Origin of the sequence: Schinkia azotoformans (assembly GCF_035811335.1) — a bacterium.
In the GTDB taxonomy this organism is placed as follows: Bacteria; Bacillota; Bacilli; order Bacillales; family Bacillaceae_J; genus Schinkia; species Schinkia azotoformans.
The window spans coordinates 1-21,526 of record NZ_JARSMD010000011.1 but is presented as its reverse complement, the minus strand read 5'-3'; the positions used below and the strand labels follow the sequence as shown (position 1 = coordinate 21,526).

18 protein-coding genes are annotated in these 21,526 nt (G+C 38.9%); 17 read left to right on the top strand and 1 reads right to left on the bottom strand.

Annotated features, from left to right (window positions below; translation table 11 throughout):
* Positions 1-19 precede the first annotated feature (19 nt).
* Complete coding sequence (locus tag P9E47_RS06340; protein WP_326162877.1) at positions 20-1,438, bottom strand: sigma-54 interaction domain-containing protein; 1,419 nt, start codon at positions 1,436-1,438, stop codon at positions 20-22.
* 261 nt (positions 1,439-1,699) lie between these two features.
* Here P9E47_RS06340 and P9E47_RS06335 point away from each other — a divergent pair, with 261 nt between their 5' ends.
* The 17 genes from P9E47_RS06335 to lysS all read left to right on the top strand — a co-directional run bounded on the left by P9E47_RS06335 (position 1,700) and on the right by lysS (position 21,122).
* Positions 1,700-2,905 carry an ornithine--oxo-acid transaminase gene (locus P9E47_RS06335; RefSeq protein WP_003330531.1) on the top strand — a complete coding sequence of 402 codons (1,206 nt, stop codon included), beginning with the start codon at positions 1,700-1,702 and terminating at the stop codon, positions 2,903-2,905.
* An 11-nt stretch (positions 2,906-2,916) separates the two neighbouring features.
* A complete protein-coding gene (locus P9E47_RS06330) occupies positions 2,917-4,200 on the top strand; it encodes a Glu/Leu/Phe/Val family dehydrogenase (protein WP_326162876.1) in 1,284 nt (427 codons plus the stop codon).
* Positions 4,201-4,398: 198 nt separating this feature from the next.
* On the top strand, positions 4,399-6,855 hold the full coding sequence (spoIIE, locus tag P9E47_RS06325) for a stage II sporulation protein E (protein WP_003330533.1): 2,457 nt from the start codon (positions 4,399-4,401) through the stop codon (positions 6,853-6,855).
* Positions 6,856-6,972: 117 nt separating this feature from the next.
* Positions 6,973-7,716, top strand: coding sequence for a VWA domain-containing protein (locus P9E47_RS06320; protein WP_326157589.1), 744 nt, complete (start codon positions 6,973-6,975; stop codon positions 7,714-7,716).
* Complete coding sequence (locus P9E47_RS06315; RefSeq protein ID WP_003330536.1) at positions 7,685-8,704, top strand: serine/threonine protein kinase; 1,020 nt, start codon at positions 7,685-7,687, stop codon at positions 8,702-8,704. Before P9E47_RS06320 ends, P9E47_RS06315 begins: the two co-directional genes overlap by 32 nt.
* A gap of 58 nt (positions 8,705-8,762) precedes the next feature.
* The gene (gene tilS / locus P9E47_RS06310; protein WP_003330537.1) at positions 8,763-10,193 is read left to right on the top strand and encodes a tRNA lysidine(34) synthetase TilS; all 1,431 of its coding nucleotides are present in this window, start codon (positions 8,763-8,765) and stop codon (positions 10,191-10,193) included.
* A gap of 12 nt (positions 10,194-10,205) precedes the next feature.
* A complete protein-coding gene (hpt, locus tag P9E47_RS06305; protein ID WP_003330538.1) occupies positions 10,206-10,745 on the top strand; it encodes a hypoxanthine phosphoribosyltransferase in 540 nt (179 codons plus the stop codon).
* Positions 10,746-10,852: 107 nt separating this feature from the next.
* A complete protein-coding gene (gene ftsH / locus P9E47_RS06300) occupies positions 10,853-12,814 on the top strand; it encodes an ATP-dependent zinc metalloprotease FtsH (RefSeq protein WP_003330539.1) in 1,962 nt (653 codons plus the stop codon).
* A gap of 74 nt (positions 12,815-12,888) precedes the next feature.
* A complete protein-coding gene (locus P9E47_RS06295) occupies positions 12,889-13,680 on the top strand; it encodes a type III pantothenate kinase (RefSeq protein ID WP_003330540.1) in 792 nt (263 codons plus the stop codon).
* Complete coding sequence (hslO, locus tag P9E47_RS06290; protein WP_326162875.1) at positions 13,673-14,551, top strand: Hsp33 family molecular chaperone HslO; 879 nt, start codon at positions 13,673-13,675, stop codon at positions 14,549-14,551. Before P9E47_RS06295 ends, hslO begins: the two co-directional genes overlap by 8 nt.
* Before the next feature lie 130 nt (positions 14,552-14,681).
* Complete coding sequence (gene cysK / locus P9E47_RS06285) at positions 14,682-15,602, top strand: cysteine synthase A (RefSeq protein WP_003330542.1); 921 nt, start codon at positions 14,682-14,684, stop codon at positions 15,600-15,602.
* A 122-nt stretch (positions 15,603-15,724) separates the two neighbouring features.
* Complete coding sequence (pabA, locus tag P9E47_RS06280) at positions 15,725-16,315, top strand: aminodeoxychorismate/anthranilate synthase component II (protein ID WP_326162892.1); 591 nt, start codon at positions 15,725-15,727, stop codon at positions 16,313-16,315.
* 414 nt (positions 16,316-16,729) lie between these two features.
* A complete protein-coding gene (folP, locus tag P9E47_RS06275; RefSeq protein WP_039957110.1) occupies positions 16,730-17,584 on the top strand; it encodes a dihydropteroate synthase in 855 nt (284 codons plus the stop codon).
* A complete protein-coding gene (gene folB, locus P9E47_RS06270; protein ID WP_003330546.1) occupies positions 17,577-17,939 on the top strand; it encodes a dihydroneopterin aldolase in 363 nt (120 codons plus the stop codon). The genes folP and folB overlap by 8 nt, the downstream gene beginning before the upstream one ends.
* Positions 17,936-18,433 carry a 2-amino-4-hydroxy-6-hydroxymethyldihydropteridine diphosphokinase gene (folK, locus tag P9E47_RS06265; protein ID WP_003330547.1) on the top strand — a complete coding sequence of 166 codons (498 nt, stop codon included), beginning with the start codon at positions 17,936-17,938 and terminating at the stop codon, positions 18,431-18,433. Before folB ends, folK begins: the two co-directional genes overlap by 4 nt.
* A 13-nt stretch (positions 18,434-18,446) precedes the next feature.
* On the top strand, positions 18,447-19,448 hold the full coding sequence (dusB, locus tag P9E47_RS06260) for a tRNA dihydrouridine synthase DusB (protein WP_003330548.1): 1,002 nt from the start codon (positions 18,447-18,449) through the stop codon (positions 19,446-19,448).
* A gap of 186 nt (positions 19,449-19,634) precedes the next feature.
* Complete coding sequence (lysS, locus tag P9E47_RS06255) at positions 19,635-21,122, top strand: lysine--tRNA ligase (RefSeq protein ID WP_003330549.1); 1,488 nt, start codon at positions 19,635-19,637, stop codon at positions 21,120-21,122.
* The last annotated feature ends 404 nt before the right edge of the window (positions 21,123-21,526 follow it).

Genomic DNA, 21,526 nt, shown 5'->3' with positions numbered 1-21,526 from the left:
TAAGTAGACTAAAACCGGGCTATTGCCCGGTTTTAATTATTTTATATTTTTTAAGCCGATATTGAAGGTTTTGTCTGCTCATTCCGAGCGTCTTTGCTGCTTGCGTAATATTAAAATTATGAAGCTGCAATACTTTGTTTAAATAGTATGTTTCTGCTTCCTCCATATATTGATCAAGGGGCAAAATCTGTCTTCCTTTTTGGACTAAAAGGTTATCAGATTGAGTAGAAAGGGCTGATTCCCCCTTAAGCTGCTGCTTATTCCTAAAATGTATCGGCAGATGGACATACGAAATTTTATCCTCTTTATCTATTAAATTCATTGCACCTTCAATAATATGCTCCAACTCACGAATATTTCCCGGCCAATCATATTGTTCAAAAACATGTAAAACATTATCATCAATCCCAGTAACGTTCATTCCAAACAGATGGTTATATTTTTCGATGAAAAATTGAACAAGGTCGTGAATATCTGATTTCCTTTCCCTTAATGGGGGAATAAAAAGAGCAACAACACTTAGCCGATAATAAAGGTCCTTGCGAATTCTTCCTTGGGAAATGGCGTCAATTGGATCTTCATTAATAGTCGCTAAGATTCTAACGTCAATCTCCTGATCCTTTGTATCCCCGATTCTGCGCACTGTTTTTTCTTGGATTACCCGTAAAAGCTTCGCTTGTAAAGCGGGATTTAACGAGTTAAGTTCATCTAGTAGCAAGGTTCCGCCTTCAGCTTGTTCAAATAGACCGGGGCGTTCAATTGCTCCTGTAAAGGCCCCCTTCTTCGTACCAAATAAAAGCCCTTCAATAAGACTGTCAGGTAAAGCGGCGCAGTTTTGTGAAATAAATGGCTTTTCAGAACGATTGCTGCCGTTATGAATGCTTTGGGCAAATAGCTCTTTCCCTGTCCCGGTTTCTCCGACAATAAGCACAGATGATGTTGTTCGGGTTGCTCTTTTACTAGCTTCGATGACTTCTTGAATTTCAAAGCTGCTTCCAATAATGCTATCAAACGTATAGCGGGTGTTCCCTTTTTTATTCATATTTTCTCTAATCAGTTTCTCTAATTTTGTAACGTCACGGGCAATTTCAATGGCACCAATTCGGACGCCATCTTCTTCGATAGGGATTGTATCGTTAATGGTCGTTATTTCTTTTCCTTGGTTATTAAAATACGATTGCTTCGCATTTTTAATCATTGTGCCGTTTCGAAGGACATCTAGCAGGGTACTGTCTTCGTTTTTGTTAAAAGAAAAAACATCCAACAGACTCTTATCAAGAACATCATCAAAGTCCATGCCTTCAATTTCGCCCATTTTCTTATTATATATTATTGTTTTTCCTTCATGGTTTATTGCATGTACACCCACATCAATTTCATCTACAATACGTTGGAAAAATTTATTTTTTAAGTTTAATTGTATATGATTGCCATTCATGTTTTATTCCCCTTTTACGAATGCTTATATTATATTTTACCAAACCAAAGGTAAAGAGCAATGAAATTTGGCAGCTTTATGTAGTTTTCGTGCAATGAATATTTGCTATTCTTGCAGATGCGGAAAGATAATAGCAAATATTATTTGCACATAAAATGACTAAAGCCTTTTAAATCAACACTTTTAAAGTTGGCATGGTTCTTGCGTTAATTTAAGTGAAGGTACAAAACATAACAAAGAAGTTTTTAGGGAGGAGTAAACATGGTGGGAGAAAAACAAACAAAATCAGCTTCATTAATAGAACAAACTGAAAAATTCGGTGCACATAATTATCACCCGCTGCCAATTGTAATCTCGAAGGCAGAAAGTGTTTGGGTAGAAGACCCCGAAGGCCATAAATACATGGATATGTTAAGTGCTTATTCAGCTGTTAACCAAGGACATCGTCATCCAAAGATTATTCAGGCCTTAAAGGATCAAGCAGATCGTGTTACCTTAACATCTCGTGCTTTCCATAACGACCAGTTGGGCCCTTGGTATGAAATGGTTTGTAAAATAGCAAATAAAGAAATGGCTTTGCCAATGAATACGGGTGCTGAGGCGGTAGAAACTGCTATTAAAGCAGCTCGCCGCTATGCCTATGATGTGAAAGGTGTGGAAGAGAACAAAGCGGAGATTATTGCATGTGCAGGAAACTTCCATGGCCGCACAATGACTGCTGTTTCTTTATCATCTGACCCTGAATACAAACGTGGCTTTGGTCCGATGCTGCCAGGAATTAAGATCATCCCTTACGGTGACCTTGATGCATTAAAAAATGCAATCACTAAAAACACAGCTGCGTTCTTAATTGAACCAATTCAAGGGGAAGCAGGAATTATAATTCCGCCACAGGGCTTCTTAAAGCAAGCGTTTGAAACTTGTAAAGAAAATAATGTCTTATTTATTGCAGACGAAATCCAGGCTGGTCTTGGACGTTCGGGTAAAATGTTTGCTTGTGACTGGGAAGAGATCGTTCCGGATATGTATATATTAGGAAAGGCACTTGGCGGTGGGGTATTCCCAATTTCATGTGTTGTTGCGAATAAAGATATTCTTAGGGTATTTAACCCAGGCTCACATGGCTCAACATTTGGAGGAAATCCATTAGCATGTGCAGTTTCAATTGCAGCTATGAATGTACTTGTTGAAGAAAAACTTGCAGAACGCTCTCATGAGCTAGGCGAGTATTTTAAAGCTAAATTAAAAGAAATTCAAAATCCAAAAATTAAAGAAGTCCGTGGCCGGGGGTTGTTTATCGGTGTTGAATTAACAGAACCAGCCCGTAAATATTGTGAAACATTAAAAGCAGAAGGCTTATTATGTAAGGAAACACATGAAACGGTAATCCGCTTTGCCCCACCACTTGTTATTAATAAAGAAGAGCTTGACTGGGCAATTGAACGTATTAAGAAAGTTTTAGGATAAGAGGTGCTATTATGGGTACAACTGTTGATCAAAAAAAGGCAACTCCGATTGTTGAAGAGTCATTAGATTTATTGACATCAACACAAATCACTTTTAAAGAAGCGTTAGACAAATTGGGATATTCTAAGGAAATGTATGAGCTTTTAAAAGAACCATTAAAGATGTTAACTGTAAGAATTCCGGTAAAAATGGATAACGGCTCAACTAAGATTTTCACTGGTTATCGTGCCCAACATAATGATGCCGTTGGTCCAACAAAAGGTGGAGTAAGATTCCATCCTGAAGTCGATGAAAATGAAGTAAAGTCATTATCAATGTGGATGAGCTTGAAATGTGGCATTGTTGACCTTCCATATGGTGGTGGTAAAGGTGGTATTATTTGTGATCCACGCTCCATGTCAATGGGTGAGATAGAGCGCTTAAGCCGCGGCTATGTCCGTGCGATCAGCCAAATTGTCGGTCCAACAAAAGATATTCCAGCACCAGACGTATATACGAACGCCCAAATTATGGCATGGATGATGGATGAATATAGCCGGATTCGTGAACATGATTCGCCAGGATTTATTACCGGTAAACCGCTCGTACTTGGAGGCTCGGCAGGAAGAGACAAGGCTACAGCACAAGGTGTCGTAATCTGTATTGAGGAAGCTGCGAAAAAGCGAGGTATTACCATTGAAGAGGCTCGTGTAGTTGTTCAAGGCTTCGGGAATGCCGGAAGTTTCTTGGCTAAGTTCATGCATGACATGGGAGCTAAAGTAGTTGGTATTTCCGATGCTGGCGGTGCACTTTATGACCCTAATGGCCTTGACATTGATTATCTTTTGGATCGAAGAGACAGCTTTGGCATGGTTACGAACTTATTCAAGAACACGATTACGAACCAGGAGCTTCTCGAGTTAGAATGTGATATTTTAGTACCGGCCGCCATTTCTAACCAGATTACGGCTGGTAATGCCCATAATATTAAAGCAGCGATTATTGTTGAAGCGGCAAATGGCCCAACAACACTAGAGGCAACCAAAATTTTAACGGAGCGCGGCATTCTTCTTGTACCTGACGTGTTAGCAAGTGCAGGTGGAGTAACAGTTTCTTACTTTGAATGGGTACAAAATAACCAAGGCTATTATTGGTCTGAAGAAGAAGTAAATGATAAGCTGCGTAAGAACCTTGTTCGAGCATTTAATAATGTGTACGACGCAGCGGAACAACGTAAGGTTAACATGCGTCTTGCCGCCTACATGGTAGGAATTAGACGCATGGCGGAAGCATCTCATTTTAGAGGCTGGGTGTAATAATGACAAAAAGATCACTTCATTTTACGGAGTGATCTTTTTTCATAAGTTTTTATAGTGAAAAACAATGTTTTTTGACAAACCAAGATAAAATAACGTCGAACACTTTTTATAGTTAGCCCTGATGATTTGACAAAAAAATAGGAAACCTTGTGGTTAAATAGGAGACAACTATTTCTAGTCAGGGGAGTGTGTTGTATGCAAAAAGTAGAGAGGGAGATGATTTTTCAGGCGCAAACTCAAGGGATTATGGAGGGATGGTTAGAACGCTTAGGAGCTAAGCTAGATCATCTTTTTATTAAAAAGGGTTTGCTGTTGGTACTTGTCGGTTTTTTACTTGGACGGGCTTTGATTCTTGCAAAGATTGCACCATTTGCCTTGCCTTTTTTTGCAGCCGTATTTTTAATGCGTAAAGAAAAGACTGGACAAGCTGCGATTGCCGTAGTTTTAGGAGCTTTAACAACGTCGATTCCCAGTGCAGGATTTACATTTGCATCAATCGGAGCATTTTTCATCTTTTATCTGATTTTTTCAAGGATAAGCTTTGACCGAGTTAAGGTTTTGCCTTTAAATGTATTAATTGCATCTTTAGCAACAAGGCTTTCTTTAACGTATGTATTTAATCATGAACTTGTCTACTATGACATCATGATGAGTATAATAGAGGCAGGCCTAGGTTATATTTTAACGTTAATTTTTATACAAAGCGTGCCTTTGTTAAGCATACGCCGCAGAAAACAAGTATTAAAGAATGAAGAGATTATTTGTTTAATCATTTTATTAGCCTCGGTGTTAACTGGAACGATTGGCTGGTCCGTTTATGATGTTTCTGTCGAGCATGTATTATCCAGGTATTTAGTGATGTTATTCGCCTTCATCGGCGGAGCTGCAATCGGATCCACCGTTGGCGTTGTTACAGGGTTAATACTAAGCCTAGCAAATGTAGCCAGCTTGTATCAGATGAGTTTGCTTGCGTTTTCCGGTCTATTAGGTGGTCTATTAAAAGACGGGAAAAAGTTCGGTGTTGGGATTGGTCTTTTAATTGGTACATTATTAATCGGTTTATATGGAGAAGGCACAACGGATCTCCTACCGACAATATTAGAGTCTTGCATCGCCATCCTGATCTTCCTATTGACACCTAAGGCAGCTATTTCAAAAATTGCTACGTTCATTCCTGGTACGGAGGAGCATGCGCAGGAACAACAGCAATATATGCGCAAAGTAAGAGATGTTACGGCCAAGCGGGTTGAGCAATTCTCGACATTATTTCATGCGCTTTCTAATAGTTTTAACTATCAAGGGCTCACTAATAAGGATGAAGATGATAGTCGTGAGATCGACTATTTCTTAAGTAATGTAACAGAAAAAACGTGCCAAACCTGTTTTCGAAAAACAAAATGCTGGGAGGACAACTTTAATACAACCTATGACTACATGTTGGAAATTATGCGTGAATGTGAAACAAATTCTTCTGGCCCTCCTAATAGAACGCTACAGCGTGAGTGGGACAACCATTGTGTCAAAGGGGCAAGGGTGTATGAGGAGATCAAACAAGAGCTTTCTTTTTACCATGCAAATCAAAGATTAAAAAAGCAGGTACAGGAAAGCAGACGTTTAGTGGCCGATCAGTTGTTGGGGGTTTCCCAAGTGATGGATAATTTTGCAAAAGAAATACAGCGTGAGCGGGAAAATCATCAGCATCAGGAAGACCAAATTATTGAGGCGTTGGCTGGGATGGGAATTGAATTAGGTCAAATTGATATTTACAGCTTAAAATCGGGGAATGTTGATATTGAATTAAGCATTCCGTATTGTAATGGCACTGGGGAGGCAGAAAAGGTCATCGCGCCGATGCTTTCGGATATAGTAGGTGAAACAATTGTTGTTAAAAAAGAGGATTGTGCTCCATTTCCACATGGATATTGCCAAGTTGCATTAGGTTCAGCTAAAGCTTTTGTAGTAGACACAGGAGTAGCGCACGCCGCCAAAGGCGGTGCATTCGTTTCAGGAGACTGCTATTCGACGATTGAGTTAGGTGCCGGGAAATATGCAATCGCTATCAGCGATGGAATGGGAAATGGTGAAAGAGCGTTTTTAGAAAGCAATGAAACATTAGTATTATTGCAAAAAATTCTTCAATCCGGGATTGAAGAGAAAGTTGCCATTAAATCTGTTAATTCAGTGTTATCATTAAGAACAACCGATGAGATCTTTTCAACATTAGATTTAGCGATGATCGACCTTCAGGATGCCAACGTTAAGTTTCTCAAAATTGGTTCATCACCAAGCTTTATAAAACGAGGTGAAAGTATTAAAAAAATTGAAGCAAGCAATTTACCGATGGGCATCATCCAAGATTTTGAGGTAGATGTTGTAAGTGATCAGCTTAAATCTGGTGATATCCTCGTTATGATGAGTGACGGTGTATTTGAAGGGCCGTCCCATGTAGAAAACTATGATGTATGGATGAAGAGAAAATTAAAGGAAATTTCAACAGGGGATCCGCAGGAGATTGCAGATATTTTACTAGAAGAAGTTATTAGAACGAGCGGGCAAATTCAAGATGATATGACGGTTATTGTTGCAAAAATTCAACACAATATTCCAAAGTGGGCCTCCATTCCGGTGTATCCAAGTAAAAAGGCGCTATAACCTTATTCAGGGCTGAATAAAGTTATAGCCTCCGGTAGATGTCATGGATTTGTAGTATAATTCCTTTTTTATTCGTTAATGATGGTAATAGACCATTGATTGTTGGAGGAGATACGAATGAAAAAAGGAACGCTAAAACAAATATTACTGATTACGGATGGATGTTCAAATTCCGGGGAAGATCCAGTCGCAATGGCGGCACTGGCAAAGGAACAAGGAATTACTGTAAATGTGATTGGCGTGATGCTGAATGATTCCGTTGGTGATCAAGGAAAACAGGAAATAGAGGAAATTGCCATGAGTGGCAACGGTATTAGCCAAATTGTTTATGCCAAGCAGCTGTCACAAACGGTTCAGATGGTGACAAGAAAAGCGATGACGCAAACTCTTCAAGGTGTTGTCAATTCAGAATTAAAACAAATACTCGGAAGCAGAAGCACGATCGAAGACCTACCACCTAAAAAACGCGGCGAGGTGATGGAAGTAGTTGATGAGCTTGGGGAAACCGTTGATTTAGAGGTATTAATATTAGTAGATATTAGTGGAAGTATGAAGGATAAAATACCTACGGTTAAGGAGGCGTTGTTTGATTTATCTATCAGTCTAAACTCAAGGATTGGTCAAAATCGTTTTTCAATTTTTGGATTCCCAGGTAGACGGGATGAGGTTGATAAAATACTAGATTGGACGCCTAAACTAGATTCCATTTCAAGTGTATTCCCGAAATTAACATCTGGTGGCATCACACCTACAGGACCTGCGATTCGTGAGGCGATCCAACACTTCTCTAGGAAGAAGCCACGAAATTTAAGGAGCTGGATTTCCCGTGATGATGAATATATCGAAGAAGCCGGATTATAATGTAGCACGAGGAACGGTTATTAAGGGAAAATGGCACCATCATGCTTATACAGTACATAAAACCCTCGGGTACGGGGCAACAGGGACTGTATATTTAGCGGAGGGGAAGGAAGGATTAGTAGCATTAAAAATAAGTGATGATAGTATGGCGATTACTTCAGAGGTAAATGTATTACGACATTTTTCTAAGGTCCAAGGTTGCCTTGGGCCTTCTTTGCTTGATGTCGATGATTGGGTATTTCCCGGGCAAGGAAAAGCTCTTCATTTCTATGTAATGGAATATTTAAAAGGGGATGATTTTTTATCTTTTATAAATAAGAATGGGGATGAATGGCTTAGTGTCCTCGTGCTTCAGCTTCTTTCCGATTTAGACCGGCTTCATGAGGAGGGGTGGGTGTTTGGTGATTTAAAACCGGATAATTTATTAGTAGTAGGGCCACCTTCACGAGTTAGATGGCTGGATGTTGGCGGGACAACAATGAAAGGGCGTTCCATCAAAGAGTTTACTGAGTTTTTCGATCGTGGATATTGGGGTATGGGCTCAAGAAAAGCAGAACCATCTTATGATTTATTCGCAGTAGCGATGATCATGATTAATAGTGCTTTTCCTCATCGCTTTTCAAAAAAAGGGGAGCTTGGAAATCACTTTCAGGAATTAGTTAAAGCCGTTCAAACAGCTCCTACATTAAGGAAATATGAAAGGGTCATAATAAAAGCGATTCAAGGACGTTATCCTTCTGCACAGGAAATGAGACAGGAATTGATAGAAACAATTAGCTCTCAGATTAAACAAAGTAAACCGGTGAATCAGTCCACGACAAAAACAAATTCAAAATCAATACCGACCACGAAAACATTAAAAAATGCAAGACAGATGAAAAGAAAGGCTGACAGGAGAAATAGATTTAGAGGGGTATTTGAAACATTTCTCATTGCTGTTTTTTTATTAATTGCTTACTTTCTTTATATTGCAGGACATATGATGTGATTTTTTTGCTACAATATACAAATGGAAATCAATACTACTATTATAAAGGAAGATTGGAATGAAGCATGACAGAGTAGAGCAATTTATCGAAAGGCACAATTTACTTGACGAGAATGCTGTTGTTGTCGTAGGTGTTTCAGGAGGCTCGGATTCTATTGCTCTGCTTCATTATTTGTGGACGATTAAAGACAAATGGGAGTTAACATTAGTGGCCGCCCATGTAGACCATATGTTTAGAGGGAAGGAGTCCTATGAGGATTTACTATTTGTTAAGAACTTTTGTGAAAATCATTCAATCCAATTTGAAGGGATTTCAGTCGATGTACCAGGTTTTATTGAAAAACATCATGTAAGCTCCCAAGTTGCAGCAAGGATTTGCCGCTATGAGTTTTATGATAGAGTTTTAGAGAAATATAATGGAGATTACCTTGCCTTGGCTCATCACGCGGATGACCAGGTGGAAACGATGCTGATGAGAATGGTTAGGGGCAGCTATGGACAATCATTAGCGGGGATACCCGTAAAGCGGCCCTATAATAATGCAACGCTCATTCGACCGTTTTTATGTTTGACCAAGGTTGAAATTGAAGAGTACATAGAGGAATGCAATTTATCATTTCGAGTTGATCCAAGCAACAACAAAGATGACTATCAAAGAAACCGATTTAGGCATCATATTCTTCCTTTTTTAAAAAAAGAAAATCCAAACGTTTCAGAACGGTTTCAAACGTTAAGTGAGTTGCTCTCGGATGACCAAAAGTTATTAGAAGATTATGCAGAAAAGGAATTACAAAGGGTTTTAATAGCGAAGACGGACACAAGAATTGTTTTTGCGATTAATGAGTTTAAAAGAATACCTATTTCTTTACAAAGAAGGGGTATTCATCTAATATTAAAATATCTTTATAAAGTAATTCCTTCCAATATAGCTACAATACATATTAATCAACTTTTATCTTTGCTCGACCATGAACATCCTTCAGGTATTTTACATTTTCCAAAAGGCTTGATTGTTACGAAGTCCTATAATCAATGCATTTTAGCTATTGAGCCAAAAGCAGAGAAGAAGGAGCGTGTCTTTAACCCCTATACTTTAGCTGTGCCTGGGGAAGTTAATGTAGCAAGTAGTTTTTCAATTAAGGCTGAATGGATTGATAGTATTCCGGAAAAAATAGACGGAATTGATTTTTTTATATGTTATGCTGAAGAGATTGCATTACCGATACATATTCGAAGGCGAAAAACGGGCGACCGAATGACCGTAAAAGGTATGAAAGGAACGAAAAAAATTAAAGATATTTTTATCGATAAGAAGGTGCCAAGAGATGAAAGGGATGCTTGGCCCATCGTTGAAGATGCTAATGGGCATATTCTCTGGCTGCCATGCCTAAAAAAATCGGCATATTCCCTAGAAGGACATAAAAATGAAGAAAGCAATAGTCATCTTTATTTACTATTACAATATATATCATACAACAAAGAGCTCTAGGAGGAACTAGGAATGAAGCACGATATTAAAGAGGTTTTAATTGCGGAAGAGGAAATTCAAAAAAGGGTAAAAGAACTTGGAGCGATTCTTTCAGAGGAATACCAAGACCGATTCCCATTAGTCATTGGTGTATTGAAAGGCGCGATGCTTTTCATGAGTGATATTGTGAAAAATATGGACATCCATCTGGAAATGGACTTTATGGATGTTTCAAGCTACGGAAGCTCCACCGTGTCATCCGGGGAAGTTAAAATTATTAAAGACTTAAATACCTCTGTTGAGGGTAGGGATATTATCATTGTAGAAGATATTATCGACAGTGGTCTTACGCTAAATTATCTCGTCGATCTTCTTCGCTATCGAAAAGCTAAATCAATTAAGATTGTAACACTCTTAGATAAACCAACTGGAAGAAAAGTGGATCTTTATGCTGATTTGGTTGGCTTCGATGTTCCTGATGCCTTTGTTGTAGGATATGGGCTTGACTTTGCTGAAAGGTACCGGAATCTCCCATATATTGGGGTTTTAAAACCTGAAGTATATCAAAATTAGAAAATATAGAAAAAATATCCTTTTTAGAAGTGTAATTTGTTGTGTTTTTTTTAACTAATATGGTACCATTTACTATAGTTTCTTTGCTTCGCAGGAGGAGGTAAGTAATGAATCGGATCTTCCGTAATACAATTTTTTATTTATTAATATTCTTAGTTGTCATTGGAGTAGTAAGCTTCTTTAATGGCACAGGACAGCAACAGCAATCACTAACATATGACCAATTCATGACTCACCTAGAAAAAGGTGATATAAAGTCAGCGACAATTCAGCCAGAGAGGCTGGTTTACGAAGTTCGTGGTCAGCTAAAAACATACCCTGAAGGTCAGTTTTTCGTTACATATGTCCTTCAAACAGAGACTGCTTCAGACTTCACTGAAATGCTAAGGAAAAGTGGCGCAAAGGTTGAAAATTTACCAGCCAAAGAAACAAGCGGCTGGGTAACATTTTTTACTTCGATTATTCCTTTCATCATTATTTTTATTTTGTTCTTCTTCTTATTAAACCAAGCTCAAGGCGGCGGCAGCCGTGTTATGAATTTCGGTAAGAGTAAGGCAAAGCTTTATAGTGAAGAAAAGAAAAAGGTACGCTTTAAAGATGTTGCCGGTGCAGATGAAGAGAAACAAGAACTTGTTGAAGTTGTTGAATTTCTTAAGGACCCACGCAAGTTTGCAGCATTAGGGGCACGAATTCCTAAAGGGGTACTGCTTGTAGGGCCTCCAGGTACAGGTAAAACATTATTGGCTCGGGCTGTAGCAGGAGAAGCGGGCGTTCCGTTTTTCTCAATTAGTGGTTCGGACTTTGTAGAAATGTTCGTCGGTGTTGGTGCATCGAGGGTTCGTGATTTGTTTGAAAATGCAAAAAAGAATGCACCATGTATTATCTTCATAGATGAAATTGATGCTGTTGGTCGTCAGCGTGGCGCCGGTCTTGGCGGTGGTCACGACGAGCGTGAGCAGACGTTAAACCAATTGCTTGTTGAGATGGATGGGTTTGGTGCCAATGAAGGAATTATCATCATTGCTGCAACAAACCGCCCTGATATTTTAGACCCTGCACTCTTGCGCCCAGGCCGTTTTGACCGTCAAATTACAGTTGACCGTCCGGATGTAAAAGGCCGTGAAGCAGTATTAGGAGTACATGCAAAAAATAAACCACTTGCTGATAATGTTGATCTTAAGACGATTGCATTGCGCACACCTGGATTCTCAGGTGCTGATCTTGAAAATCTATTAAATGAAGCTGCACTTGTTGCTGCAAGAGCAGATCAAAAGGTAATCACAGCTGATGATATTGATGAGGCAATCGACCGAGTTATTGCCGGCCCTGCTAAAAGAAGCCGGGTGGTATCTGAAAAAGAAAGAAGAATTGTTGCCTATCATGAAGCGGGACATACAATCATTGGCGTTGTATTAGATGAGGCCGATATGGTTCACAAGGTAACGATTGTTCCTCGTGGCCAAGCGGGTGGATATGCAGTTATGCTACCAAAGGAAGATCGTTACTTTATGACAAAGCCGGAGTTATATGATAAAATTACCGGCTTACTAGGCGGACGTGTAGCTGAGGAACTTGTACTTGGAGAAGTAAGTACAGGTGCTCATAATGACTTCCAACGCGCGACAAATATTGCTCGTAAGATGGTTACTGAATATGGTATGAGTGATAAGTTAGGCCCAATGCAATTTGGCCATGCATCTGGTGGTCAAGTATTCCTAGGCCGTGATATTAACAATGAGCAGAACTATAGTGATGCGATTGCTCATGAAATTGATATGGAAATTCAACGCATTATCTTAGAATGCTACGATAAAGCGAAGAGGATCTTAACAGAGTATTCCGAACAGCATCATTTAATTGCGAAAACACTACTTGAAGTTGAAACGCTTGATGCTGAGCAAATTAGGCATTTATTTGATCATGGAACATTGCCTGATCGCTCGGTTGATGCTAATGAACCTAAAAAGCCAGCTGCAACGACTAAAGTAGAGTCAACAACAACGAAGGAAGATGTCATCGTTAACATCAATACGAAAAATGATGATACTAATAAAGAAACAAAAGAGTAAACTTTATTCATAAAAAATAGGATGCCTTTATGGCATCCTATTTTCGCTAAAAATCTTATAATAGGGTGATAACAATGATCTTTGTTATTGATGTAGGCAATACTAATACAGTATTAGGCGTATTTGATAGAGAAGAGTTAAAGTATCAATGGCGAATCGAAACGAGCAGAAATAAAACGGAAGATGAATACGGGATGATCATTAAAGAGCTATTTACACACGTCGGGATCCGTTCATCCGACGTAAGCGGAATTATTATATCTTCGGTTGTACCGCCTATTATGTTTTCGCTTGAAAGAATGTGTGAAAAGTACTTTAACATTACCCCGATGATCGTCGGACCTGGAATTAAAACAGGGTTAAATATTAAATATGATAACCCGAAAGAAGTGGGGGCAGACCGCATTGTCAATGCAGTGGCAGGAATTCACGAATATGGTGCACCGCTTATTATCGTTGATTTTGGAACGGCTACTACATATTGTTACATTGATGAGGACAAGCAGTATATGGGAGGCGCGATTGCCCCAGGAATAAATATTTCCACAGAGGCATTATATACAAAGGCGGCTAAGTTGCCACGAATAGAAATTGCTAGACCAAATGGGATCGTTGGTAAAAACACAGTACATGCGATGCAGGCTGGTATTTTATTTGGTTATGTCGGCCAGGTTGAGGGTATCGTAAGAAGGATGAAAGAGGAGGCAACTGTAGAACCGAAAGTAATTGCAACGGGCGGGTTGGCTTCACTAATTGCTAAAGAATCTGATGCAATCGATGTTGTTGATCCATTCTTAACTTTAAAAGGCTTGCAAATGATTTTTGCACGAAACCAAGCAACTGAAAGGAGTAAACTGGATGTCTGATTATTTAATAAAAGCTTTAGCCTATGATGGCCAAGTCCGAGCCTATGGTATTCGAACTACAGAAACGGTTTCGGAGGGGCAAAGGCGCCACGACACTTGGGCTACTGCTTCTGCTGCACTAGGAAGAGCAATGACTGCATCAACCATGATGGGAGCGATGCTAAAAGGCGACGATAAAATTACTGTAAAAATTGAAGGCGGCGGTCCTATCGGGGCCATTCTTGTTGATGCCAATGCCCATGGTGAGGTCCGTGGTTATGTTACAAACCCCCATGTTGATTTTGAATTAAATGATAAGGGGAAACTTGATGTCTCCAGAGCTGTTGGCAATAACGGCTTTTTGTCCGTTGTTAAAGATTTAGGCATGAGAGAGCATTTTACGGGTCAAGTACCGCTTGTTTCCGGAGAATTAGGTGAAGATTTTACATATTATTTTGTAGCATCAGAACAGGTTCCCTCAGCTGTGGGCGTCGGTGTATTAGTAAATCCCGATCATTCCATTTTAGCTTCAGGGGGATTTATTATTCAATTAATGCCGGGAACGACGGATGAGACAATTGAAAAAATTGAAAAACAAATTAATTCGATTCCTCCAATTTCAAAGTTAATCCAAGAGGGTTTAACACCAGAAGAAATTCTAGAAAGACTGCTTGGAGATATTAAAATTCTGGACAAGATGCCGGTTTCATTTACATGCAGCTGTTCAAAAGAAAGATTGGCCAATGCAATTGTAAGTTTGGGACCGGATGAAATTAAAGCGATGATTGAAGAGGACGGCAAGGCCGATGCACATTGTCATTTTTGTAATGAACAGTATCATTTTACAAAACAAGAATTAGAAGATCTTTATAATAAAACAAAACAAGATTAGGGTGCCTAAAATGATGAATTATGGCGAAAACTGCTGATTAAAACTAATTGACAATTATCAGAAAAATTGATACGGTTTTAATATAAATCTTAAACACCAATAAATTTACTCGGAATTGGAGTGGGAGAAAATGCGCGTTGCAAATTCTATTGTAGAACTAATTGGCTATACACCGATTGTTAAATTAAACCGATTAACTGATGAAAATGCTGCAGATGTATATGTAAAATTAGAGTATTTTAATCCAGGAAGCAGTGTGAAAGATCGTATTGCATTAGCGATGATTGAAGCAGCGCTTGAAAAAGGGGATTTAAAAGAAGGCGATACTATTATTGAGCCAACTAGTGGCAACACTGGCATTGGTCTTGCAATGGTAGCGGCAGCAAAAGGTTTAAAAGCTGTACTTGTTATGCCTGATACAATGAGCCTTGAAAGACGCAATCTATTACGTGCATATGGTGCTGAGCTTGTCTTAACTCCTGGTGCAGAAGGTATGAAGGGTGCAATTGCCAAAGCCAATGAGCTAGCAAAAGAAAACGGATATTTCGTGCCGCAGCAGTTTGAAAATCCGGCAAATCCACAAGTTCACCGTGAAACAACAGGTAAAGAAATCGTAGAACAAATGGATCAACTTGATGCTTTTGTATCCGGTATTGGTACTGGTGGTACAATTACAGGTGCTGGAGAAGTATTGAAAGAAAGATTCCCTGAGATTAAAATCTATGCGGTAGAGCCAACTGATTCACCTGTATTATCTGGAGGTAAACCAGGTCCTCATAAAATCCAAGGAATTGGCGCAGGTTTCGTTCCTGAAGTATTAAATACAAAGGTTTATGATGAGATTATCAAAATAGATAACGAAGAGGCTTTTGAACACGCTCGCCGTGCCGGTCGTGAAGAAGGAGTTCTATGCGGAATTTCTTCAGGGGCTGCGATTGCAGCTGCTTTAAAGATTGCTAAAGAACTTGGAAAAGGAAAGAAAGTATTAGCAATCTTGCCTGACAATGGAGAGCGTTATTTAAGTACTGCTTTATATCAGTTTGAAGGCTAATAACTTTAATCAGTAGAAAAGAGAAAACAGTCCTTTTCAGAATTAGGACTGTTTTTTTATGGAAAAATTTATTATACTATAAAATAGTTGAGATTAGAAAAGATGAGCCCGAGGTGAGCAGAGTGATTTTAATGATTGATAATTATGATTCCTTTACGTTTAATTTAGTTCAGTATTTAGGGGAAATGGGTCAGGATCTTGTTGTGAAGCGGAATGATGAAATCAGCATTAAAGAAATTGGGGAAATGAATCCGGACTTTTTGATGATTTCACCTGGACCGTGTACACCGGACGATGCGGGAATAAGTCTAGATGCAATCCGAACATTTGCTGGAAAGATCCCGATCTTTGGCGTTTGTCTTGGTCATCAGTCCATTGCCCAAGCGTTTGGTGGGGACGTAATCCGTGCGCGAAACTTAATGCATGGTAAAACATCGGATATTTATCATGATGGAAAAACTGTATTCGCGGGATTGGAACAGCCCTTTTCTGCTGCCAGATACCATTCATTAATTGTGAAAAAAGAAACGTTGCCAGCTTGTTTTGAAATTTCAGCGTGGACGAAGGATGATGAAATTATGGCAATCCGCCATAAAGAACTGCCGATTGAAGGAGTACAATTCCACCCTGAATCGATTATCACATCCCATGGTAAAGATATGCTTCGGAATTTTATTGAAGCCTATGGCAAGAATATGCAGCCCAAAGCTTAAAACTAGTTAACTTTATTCTGAAGAATAAGGTTAAAGCCTCCGGCGAGCCTTGCGATTTCCAAAGGTAGTTTTTCGAGCAAGCTCGAAAATATCCGCTGGGCACAAATACGCCAAGGCGCATTTGATTTAGGTTATAATAATAAAGTGTGAAATGAGACCAGATGCTTATGCAAATGGTCTTTCACTGTTTCTGAACTTTATTCAGAGAATCTTTATACTCCCAAAGCAGTTGAATAAATGCAATCCTAGTTTTAAATTCAGTGAGGGTACAAACCCATTCTGAATAAAGTTAAGCCTCCGGCGGATGCCTCAGATTTTCAGAGGTAGTTTTTCGAGCAAGCTCGAAAAAATCTGGGCGCAAATACACCAAGGCGTATTTGATAAGAGTATTGTAAAATGAAAGGTTTGGATACAATGAAAAATAAGCCATTATACATAACATGTGGTGATGTACGGCTTGATATGAATAAAAAAACATGGATTATGGGTATTTTAAATGTCACTCCTGATTCCTTTTCAGATGGAGGCCGTTATAATAACGAAGAGGCTGCGATCATGCAGGCTGAGAGGATGGTTAGTGAAGGGGTTGATATTATAGATATCGGCGGTGAATCGACAAGACCCGGCCACGAAAGAATAAGTGATGAGGAAGAAATAAGCCGGGTTGTGCCTATTATTAAAGAGCTAAAAAAGAGATTTGATATACCGCTTTCGATTGATACGTATAAATCCGAAGTTGCAAGACTTGCCTTGGAAGCCGGTGCGGATATTATTAATGATATTTGGGGTGCGAAAGCCGATCCGAAAATGGCTGAGGTTGCCGCCCGTTATCAAGTCCCAATCATCCTGATGCATAACCGGGATAATATGGATTACCAGAACTTAATGGAGGATATGATTTCCGATTTACGGGAAAGTATTGCAATTGTAAAAGATGCAGGAGTTCCAGATGAAAAGATTATCCTCGATCCGGGCATTGGCTTTGCTAAAAACTATGAGCATAATTTAGAGGTCATGCGTAATTTAGATAGGATTGTAGATATCGGTTACCCTATTCTGCTTGCTACATCAAGAAAGAGATTTATTGGTACAGCCCTAGACCTACCCGTAGACGAGCGTGTTGAGGGGACAGGGGCAAGCGTCTGTCTTGGTATTGAAAGAGGTTGCCACATGGTAAGAGTCCATGATGTTAAAGAAATGACAAGAATGGCAAGGATGATGGATGCAATGCTAGGTAAACCGGCTGCTTGGGTGGTGTCAAATGGATAAAATCTATTTAAATAAAATGGAGTTTTACGGATATCACGGTGTTTTACCAGAAGAAACTAGGCTAGGACAGCGATTTATTGTTGACCTTGAATTGGAGTTGGACTTAGCGAAGGCTGGCCAAACTGATGACTTAAATGAAACTGTAAACTATGCTGAAGTTTATGAAATGACAAAGGAAATACTGGAAGGAAGGCCCTACCAACTGATTGAAAAGGTGGCGGAACTGTTAGCTGCTAGTTTACTTGCCGCTTTTTCAAAGATAGAGTATTGTACTGTAAAACTGATTAAACCGGACCCGCCTATTAAAGGACATTACAGGTCAGTTGCTGTCGAAATTCGAAGGGGAAGAAAATGAATAATATTGTTTATCTTGCACTTGGCACTAATCAAGGAGACCGCGAAAATTTCTTACTAACTGCAATTAAATTATTGGATGATTGTCCTCATATTTCCTTAATGGACCATTCGTCTATTTTTGAAACAGAACCAGTTGGCTATACAGAACAACCGAAGTTCCTTAACATGGTTATAAAGCTTAGAACCTCGTTAACAGCACATGAATTATTGGAATTTACACAAAAGCTTGAAAAGGATCTTGGCAGAAAAAGAGAGATTCATTGGGGACCGCGGACAATAGATCTTGACATTTTACTCTTTAATGACGAAAATATAGAGTCGGAGCATTTAAAGGTTCCACATCCAAGAATGTTTGAAAGAGCTTTTGTGATTGTTCCATTGTTGGAGATCAATAATGATATTTTTAATCAATTTAAAATAAATGCTGATAGTCTGACAGAAGATAAAGGTGTATCATTATATATTGAGCGAGAAAAAGTACTCCGATTGTAAAGAGGTGAAGGTAATGTTTAAAATAGGCGATATTGAACTAAAAAATCAAGTTGTTTTAGCACCAATGGCAGGAGTATGTAATGCAGCGTTTCGTTTAATTGTAAAGGAATTTGGGGCAGGATTAGTTTGTGCAGAAATGGTAAGTGATAAAGCAATCCTATTTAAAAATGAAAAAACGATGGACATGCTTTTTATAGATGAAGGCGAGAAGCCTTTGAGTCTGCAAATCTTTGGCGGTGAAAAAGAAACTCTTGTAGAAGCGGCCAAATTTGTTGAGAAAAATACAACAGCAGATATTATTGATATTAATATGGGTTGTCCCGTGCCTAAGATAATTAAAAGTGATGCAGGAGCGAAATGGCTCTTAGATCCGGAAAAAATATATGAAATGGTGGCAGCTGTAGTTGATGCGGTAGATAAACCAGTTACTGTCAAAATGCGAATGGGCTGGGATGATAACCATATATATGCAATAGAGAATGCTCAAGCTGTTGAACGTGCCGGTGGGCAAGCGGTGTCACTACATGGTCGTACTCGTGTGCAAATGTACGAAGGTACTGCGAACTGGGATATTATAAAAGACGTAAAGTCAGTCGTAAATATACCGGTTATCGGGAATGGTGATGTTAAATCCCCTGAGGATGCTAAGAGAATGCTGGACACAACCGGATGTGACGGAGTCATGATCGGACGTGCAGCACTTGGAGACCCTTGGATGATCTATCGGACAGTTCATTATTTAGAAACAGGGGAGTTAATGGCACCGCCGACTCCTGAGGAGAAAGTGAAGGTTTGTATGCTCCATGCTGACCGCTTGATTAAGCTTAAAGGTGAAAAAGTGGGGATTATGGAAATGCGTAAGCATGCTGCTTGGTATTTAAAAGGACTTCGTGGCAACGCAAAGGTCCGCACTGCTATAAACGAATGTAATAAAAGAGCAGAATTAGAATCTTTATTGCAAGAATATGTCTCATTCCTGGAACAAAGAGATGATGAAGGTATTCGAGTTGGATAAACTTTAACTTTGTTATAAAGTTAAAGCCTCCGGCGAGCCTTGCGATTTTCAAAGGTAGTTTTTCGAGCGAGCTCGAAAAAGTCTGGGCGCAAATACGCCAAGGCGCATTTGATTACTGATGCTGCCAGTATCCACTGGCAGTTTTTTTACATATATTTCTTATATTAATGATTTGGAGATGATGAAATGAGTCAGGAAGAATTAAATGACCAGCTGTTGGTGAGACGTGAAAAGTTAGCCCAATTTAGGGATAAAGGAATTGATCCGTTCGGAAAAAGATTTGAAAGAAGCGATACGACTAAGAGTCTAAAAGAACAATATGATCAATTTTCAAAAGAAGAACTAGAAGAAAAATCTATCGTTGTCTCTGTTGCTGGTCGTATTATGACAAAGCGCGGCAAGGGAAAAGCAGGCTTTGCGCATATTCAGGATTTAAATGGACAAGTTCAAATCTATGTTCGTCAAGATGCTGTTGGTGAGGAACAGTATGAAACTTTTGATAAAGCCGACCTTGGAGATATCGTAGGTGTAAGTGGTGAAGTATTCAAAACAAAGGTTGGGGAGTTATCTATTAAAGTAAAAGAATTTACGTTTCTTTCAAAGGCTCTACGACCATTACCTGATAAATTCCATGGTTTAAAAGATATCGAACAACGTTATCGTCAACGTTACCTTGATCTAATTACAAGCATGGAAAGCAGAGGAACCTTTATTACTAGAAGTAAAATATTGCAATCTATGCGCCGCTACTTAGATGATAGAGGCTATCTTGAGGTTGAAACACCAATGATGCATTCCATCGCAGGTGGAGCTGCTGCAAGACCGTTTATTACGCATCACAATGCACTTGATATGGAGCTGTATATGCGTATTGCAATTGAATTGCATTTAAAGCGGTTGATTGTAGGTGGACTGGAAAAAGTATATGAGATCGGCCGTGTATTCCGTAATGAAGGGATTTCAACACGCCATAATCCAGAGTTCACTATGATTGAACTCTATGAGGCATATGCAGATTTTAATGATATTATGGACCTTACAGAGAATATGATCGCTCATATTGCAAAAGAAGTTCTTGGCTCTACTACTGTTCAATATGGCGATAATGAAATTAATTTAGAGCCTAAATGGACTCGTCTTCATATCGTTGATGCAATTAAAGAGTATGTAGGCGTTGACTTCTGGAAGAAAATGAGTGATGAAGAGGCTCGTGTCTTAGCGAAAGAGCATAATATTGAGATAAAAGACAATATGACATTTGGTCATATCGTCAATGAGTTCTTTGAACAAAGAGTGGAAGAAAAATTAATTCAACCGACATTTATTTATGGGCATCCAGTTGAAATTTCGCCATTAGCGAAGAAAAACGATGAAGATAAACGCTTTACAGATCGTTTTGAGTTGTTTATTGTGGCTCGTGAGCATGCCAATGCATTTACAGAGTTAAATGATCCGATTGATCAAAAAGAACGGTTTGAAGCGCAGTTAAAAGAAAGAGCAGAAGGTAACGATGAAGCTCATATGATGGACGAGGATTATATTGAGGCTATGGAGTATGGAATGCCTCCTACAGGTGGATTAGGGATTGGGATTGACCGTCTAGTAATGTTGTTAACAAATTCACCATCAATTAGAGATGTATTATTATTCCCATTAATGCGTCACAGAGATTAATTTAAAAAGAATTAATTAATTTTGAAATATAGGGACATCCTAGTTATAGCCAAGTGCTTAAATTAACTGTGGATGTCTTTTTACTTAATTTTTTTCAAAAAGGCCTTGATCTTTGTTTTTGAACCTGATATATTTAATTTCGTTGTCACGAAAAACGTAAAAAAATATGTGATAAATAATGTTGACAACTAATAATCATAATGATATATTATGAGAGTCGCCATTAAAAATAATGTCGAAGTAAGTAAATAAAAAAGTTATTGACTTCTGCGAATAAAGATGTTAAGATAAATCTTGTCGCTGAAACACGACGAACGAAATGATCTTTGAAAACTAAACAAAATGTCAAGCGTGCAAATAAAGTTGAACTTTGAGTTCAACACCAAGTCAGTATTAATTTTGAG

Coding starts and splice junctions, on each gene's coding strand:
- P9E47_RS06340 (WP_326162877.1), bottom strand. CDS start 1,438: ATGAATGGCAATCATATACAATTAAACTTAAAAAATAAATTTTTCCAA.
- P9E47_RS06335 (WP_003330531.1), top strand. CDS start 1,700: ATGGTGGGAGAAAAACAAACAAAATCAGCTTCATTAATAGAACAAACT.
- P9E47_RS06330 (WP_326162876.1), top strand. CDS start 2,917: ATGGGTACAACTGTTGATCAAAAAAAGGCAACTCCGATTGTTGAAGAG.
- spoIIE (WP_003330533.1), top strand. CDS start 4,399: ATGCAAAAAGTAGAGAGGGAGATGATTTTTCAGGCGCAAACTCAAGGG.
- P9E47_RS06320 (WP_326157589.1), top strand. CDS start 6,973: ATGAAAAAAGGAACGCTAAAACAAATATTACTGATTACGGATGGATGT.
- P9E47_RS06315 (WP_003330536.1), top strand. CDS start 7,685: ATGATGAATATATCGAAGAAGCCGGATTATAATGTAGCACGAGGAACG.
- tilS (WP_003330537.1), top strand. CDS start 8,763: ATGAAGCATGACAGAGTAGAGCAATTTATCGAAAGGCACAATTTACTT.
- hpt (WP_003330538.1), top strand. CDS start 10,206: ATGAAGCACGATATTAAAGAGGTTTTAATTGCGGAAGAGGAAATTCAA.
- ftsH (WP_003330539.1), top strand. CDS start 10,853: ATGAATCGGATCTTCCGTAATACAATTTTTTATTTATTAATATTCTTA.
- P9E47_RS06295 (WP_003330540.1), top strand. CDS start 12,889: ATGATCTTTGTTATTGATGTAGGCAATACTAATACAGTATTAGGCGTA.
- hslO (WP_326162875.1), top strand. CDS start 13,673: ATGTCTGATTATTTAATAAAAGCTTTAGCCTATGATGGCCAAGTCCGA.
- cysK (WP_003330542.1), top strand. CDS start 14,682: ATGCGCGTTGCAAATTCTATTGTAGAACTAATTGGCTATACACCGATT.
- folP (WP_039957110.1), top strand. CDS start 16,730: ATGAAAAATAAGCCATTATACATAACATGTGGTGATGTACGGCTTGAT.
- folB (WP_003330546.1), top strand. CDS start 17,577: ATGGATAAAATCTATTTAAATAAAATGGAGTTTTACGGATATCACGGT.
- folK (WP_003330547.1), top strand. CDS start 17,936: ATGAATAATATTGTTTATCTTGCACTTGGCACTAATCAAGGAGACCGC.
- dusB (WP_003330548.1), top strand. CDS start 18,447: ATGTTTAAAATAGGCGATATTGAACTAAAAAATCAAGTTGTTTTAGCA.
- lysS (WP_003330549.1), top strand. CDS start 19,635: ATGAGTCAGGAAGAATTAAATGACCAGCTGTTGGTGAGACGTGAAAAG.